Here is a 3,510-nt window from a genome sequence, read left to right as displayed (position 1 = left end):
TGGGGGGGGGGGGGTGGGGGGGGCGGGGGTGTGCCCAGTCTGTGTCCCGGCGGGCCCCCCCCCCCCGCTCCCACGGAGTTTTGCCAACAGGTCCATTAGTTTTTTCCTGTGCAATAGCCATGAAAATGCTCGTTTCGCACCTGCCAGGGCTTGCCGAGAATGCAGGCAAACCCAGACAGGAGCTGCACCCATGACCTTTTCCATCATCGGCCGCTGCCAGGACACCGGCCAGGTCGGCATCGCCATCAGTTCGTCGAGCATCGCCGTGGGCGCCCGCTGCCCCTGGGTACGTGCCGGTGTGGGCGCAGTCGCGACCCAGAACATCACCTTGCCGGCGCTCGGCCCGCAGATCCTCGATGCCCTCGAACAGGGCCAGCTGCCGCCTGCCGCGGTGCTGGATCAGGTGCTCAGCGCCAACGGCTGGAGCGAGTACCGCCAGGTCACGGTGATCGACAGCCGTGGCCAGGTGGCGCTGTTCACCGGCAAGGAGGCCCTGGGCGTGCATAACGCGGTGGCTGGCGAGCAATGCGCGGCGGCGGGCAACCTGTTGTCGTCCCAGGCCGTGATCGAGGCGATGGTCGGCGCCTTTGAACAGGCCGGCGGCCACCTGGCCGATCGCCTGTTGGCAGCGATGCATGCGGCCATGGCCGCCGGCGGTGAGGCGGGGCCGGTGCATTCGGCGGCGTTGAAGATTGCCGGCGAGCTGACCTGGCCACTGGTTGACCTGCGCGTGGACTGGGCCGAGCAGGACCCGATCGGCGAACTGGACCAGCTGTGGCAGGCCTATCGCCCGCAGATGCAGGACTACGTGACCCGTGCGCTCAACCCCACCGTCGCGCCGAGCTACGGAGTGCCGGGCGATGAGTGAGCTGTCCAGCCAGACGTTGCTGGCGCGGCTGGTGGGGTTTGCCACCGTCAGCCGTGATTCCAACCTGGAGCTGATCGGCTTCATCCGTGACTACCTGGCCGGGCTTGGGGTCGACAGCGAGCTGTTCCTCAATGAAGAGGGGACCAAGGCCAACCTGTTCGCCACCATCGGCCCGACCGATCGCGGCGGCGTGGTGTTGTCCGGGCACACCGACGTGGTGCCGGTGGACGGCCAGGCGTGGACCGTCGAGCCCTTTGCGCTGACCGAGCGTGATGGCCGGCTGTATGGTCGCGGCACTGCCGACATGAAGGGCTACATCGCCTCGGTGCTGGCGGCGGTGCCGGCGTTCCTGGCGCAACCCTTGAAGCTGCCGGTGCACCTGGCCTTCTCCTATGACGAGGAAGTCGGTTGCCTGGGCGTGCGCTCGATGCTCGAGGCACTGCAGCAGCGGCCACACAAGCCAAGGCTGTGCCTGATCGGCGAGCCCACCGAGCTCAAGCCGGTGCTTGGCCACAAGGGCAAGCTGGCCATGCGTTGCCAGGTGCATGGCGCGGCCTGCCATTCGGCGTATGCGCCCTATGGGGTCAATGCGATCGAGTATGCCGCGCGGCTGATCGGCAAGCTGGGTGAGATCGGTGACGAGCTGGCGCGGCCCGAGCAGCATGACCAACGCTTCGATCCACCGTTCTCCACGGTACAGACCGGGGTGATCAAGGGCGGACGGGCGTTGAACATCGTGCCCGAGGAGTGCGAGTTCGATTTCGAGGTGCGGGCCTTGCCAGGCTTCGAGGCACAGGCGGTGGCTGACCGTTTGCAGACCTACGCCGAGGCCGAGTTGCTTCCGCGCATGCGGGCGGTGAATGCCGGCAGTGACATACGCCTGAAGCCGTTGAGCGCGTATCCGGGGTTGGCGACGCCGGCCGACAGTGAGGCGGCGCGGCTGGTGGCGCTGCTCAGTGGGTCTGATGACTTCGGCACGGTGGCGTTCGGCACCGAGGGTGGGCTGTTCGACCAGGCCGGTATCCCCACCGTAGTGTGTGGGCCAGGGAGCATGGACCAGGGGCACAAGCCGGATGAGTTTGTCAGCGTGGCGCAGTTGCGTGGGTGTGATGCGATGTTGATCAGGTTGGCGGAGTACCTGCGCACGGCTTGAGGGACAGATCGCGGGGCAAGCCCGCTCCCACGGGTTGGGCTGCTCCCAAGGGTTGGATTGGTGTCCAACTTCTTGGGGGCTGTCCAACCCGTGGGAGCGGGCTTGCCCCGCGAATGAGGCCTGGAAGTCAGAAGGTGGCCTTGACCTGCAGGCCCACCACCAGCGCGTTATCGATAGCTTTCCCGGAAAACGCCCCCGGCTCGACGATGTACTGCACATCCGGTCGCAGGTTGAGCCAAGGCGTGGCCTGGTAGCCATAGCTCAGTTCGATCAACTGCTCGGCACTGTCCAGGTTGGGGAAGTCCTGCCCGGCATTGAACGCGGCGTCTTCCAGCACATCCCGGCTACGCGGGTTCGGCACCGCACGGCCATAGCCCAGCGCCACGGTGTCCCGTGGGCGGCCTTCGAACGGTTTGTACAACACCACGCCGGTGCCATACCACTTGGTGAACGGCGAGGCCGCCTTGCTCGATGCCGAGTACTGGCCGAAGGCATGCAGGCTGCGGCCCGGTGAAGCAGGGTCGTTCCATACCGCCTGGTCGATCAGCAGGTAATGGCCGCCGCGCCCGGACACCTCCTTGCTGCTGCCGATGCGTTTCACATCGGAGCTGTCGTAGTAGTAGCCCAGCTTGTACTCGCCCGGCAGCTCGCCCTGCAGCTTGTACACCAGCTCCACCGGCACCACCGTGCCGGTGGTGTGCTTGGGCCCGAGGTGCCAGGCGCGGCTGGAATTGCCGTTGCTCTCGGGGTCGACGTTGAACGCGGCCACCCGCAGCTGCCAGGCCGGCGAGAGGTCGTACTTGACCCGCGCACCCAGGTGGGCGTTGGGGTAGTTGGTCCAGCCGCTGCCGCCGGACATGTTCAGCGGGTGGCCGCAGAAACCGGCGTTCATGAAGTTGCACAGGATGCCGCTGTCCAGGCCGCCCAGGTCGTTGCCCATGGCCATGTAGCCGAGCTTGACGTTGAGCGCCGGGGTGAAATTGCGCTCGTAGCTCAGTTCGGTCAGGCGGGTGTACAGGCCACCGTAGTTTTCCTGGATGGGCAGGCGGTTGCCCACCAGGTCTTCCGAGGCGCTGTTGCCGCGGCGGTCGTTGATGGTCAGCTGGACTTTGCCGTCGAGGCTGTACAGCTTCGCCAGGTCGAATTGCACGCCGAGCTTGAGATTCTGCGAGTAGCGCGCCGAGCGGTGCAGGCCGCCGTGGGCGTTGTAGGCGGTTTCGCCGCTGTAGTCGCCGGTGAACTTGACGCCGTCTTCTTCCAGCTGGTGGCGCAGGCCGCCCCAGTCGCCGGTCAGGGTGTTGCGGGTGAGCAGGTCGCTGTCGGCGAGGGCGGTGGTGCTGGCCAGGGCCAGCAGCAGGGTAGAGGGGATGCGGGAGCGCATTGCGGTATTCCTGGAATCAAGGGTGGAAACCATCGCGGGGGGACGCCCCGACCCCACCAACCCGGGGGGCGGGGGTGGCCCCCCCGGGCGGTGACGCGGGTTTTGGAC

General features: G+C 66.8%; 3 protein-coding genes. 2 read left to right on the top strand and 1 reads right to left on the bottom strand.

Annotated features, from left to right (window positions below; translation table 11 throughout):
* The first annotated feature begins 190 nt into the window (after positions 1-190).
* Both ABE459_RS25760 and argE read left to right on the top strand, forming a co-directional pair.
* The gene (locus tag ABE459_RS25760; RefSeq protein WP_125464403.1) at positions 191-868 is read left to right on the top strand and encodes a DUF1028 domain-containing protein; all 678 of its coding nucleotides are present in this window, start codon (positions 191-193) and stop codon (positions 866-868) included.
* A complete protein-coding gene (argE, locus tag ABE459_RS25755) occupies positions 861-2,021 on the top strand; it encodes an acetylornithine deacetylase (protein WP_125464402.1) in 1,161 nt (386 codons plus the stop codon). The genes ABE459_RS25760 and argE overlap by 8 nt, the downstream gene beginning before the upstream one ends.
* Before the next feature lie 127 nt (positions 2,022-2,148).
* Here argE and ABE459_RS25750 read toward each other — a convergent pair whose 3' ends face one another.
* Entirely contained in the window at positions 2,149-3,402 is a 1,254-nt protein-coding gene (locus ABE459_RS25750) for a carbohydrate porin (protein WP_323833218.1), read from the bottom strand.
* Between the last annotated feature and the right edge of the window lie 108 nt (positions 3,403-3,510).

Origin of the sequence: Pseudomonas sp. TWI923 (assembly GCF_039673365.1) — a bacterium.
Classification (GTDB): Bacteria; Pseudomonadota; Gammaproteobacteria; order Pseudomonadales; family Pseudomonadaceae; genus Aquipseudomonas; species Aquipseudomonas sichuanensis.
The sequence above is the reverse complement of the archived record's forward strand: the minus strand, read 5'-3'. Positions and strand labels throughout refer to the sequence as shown.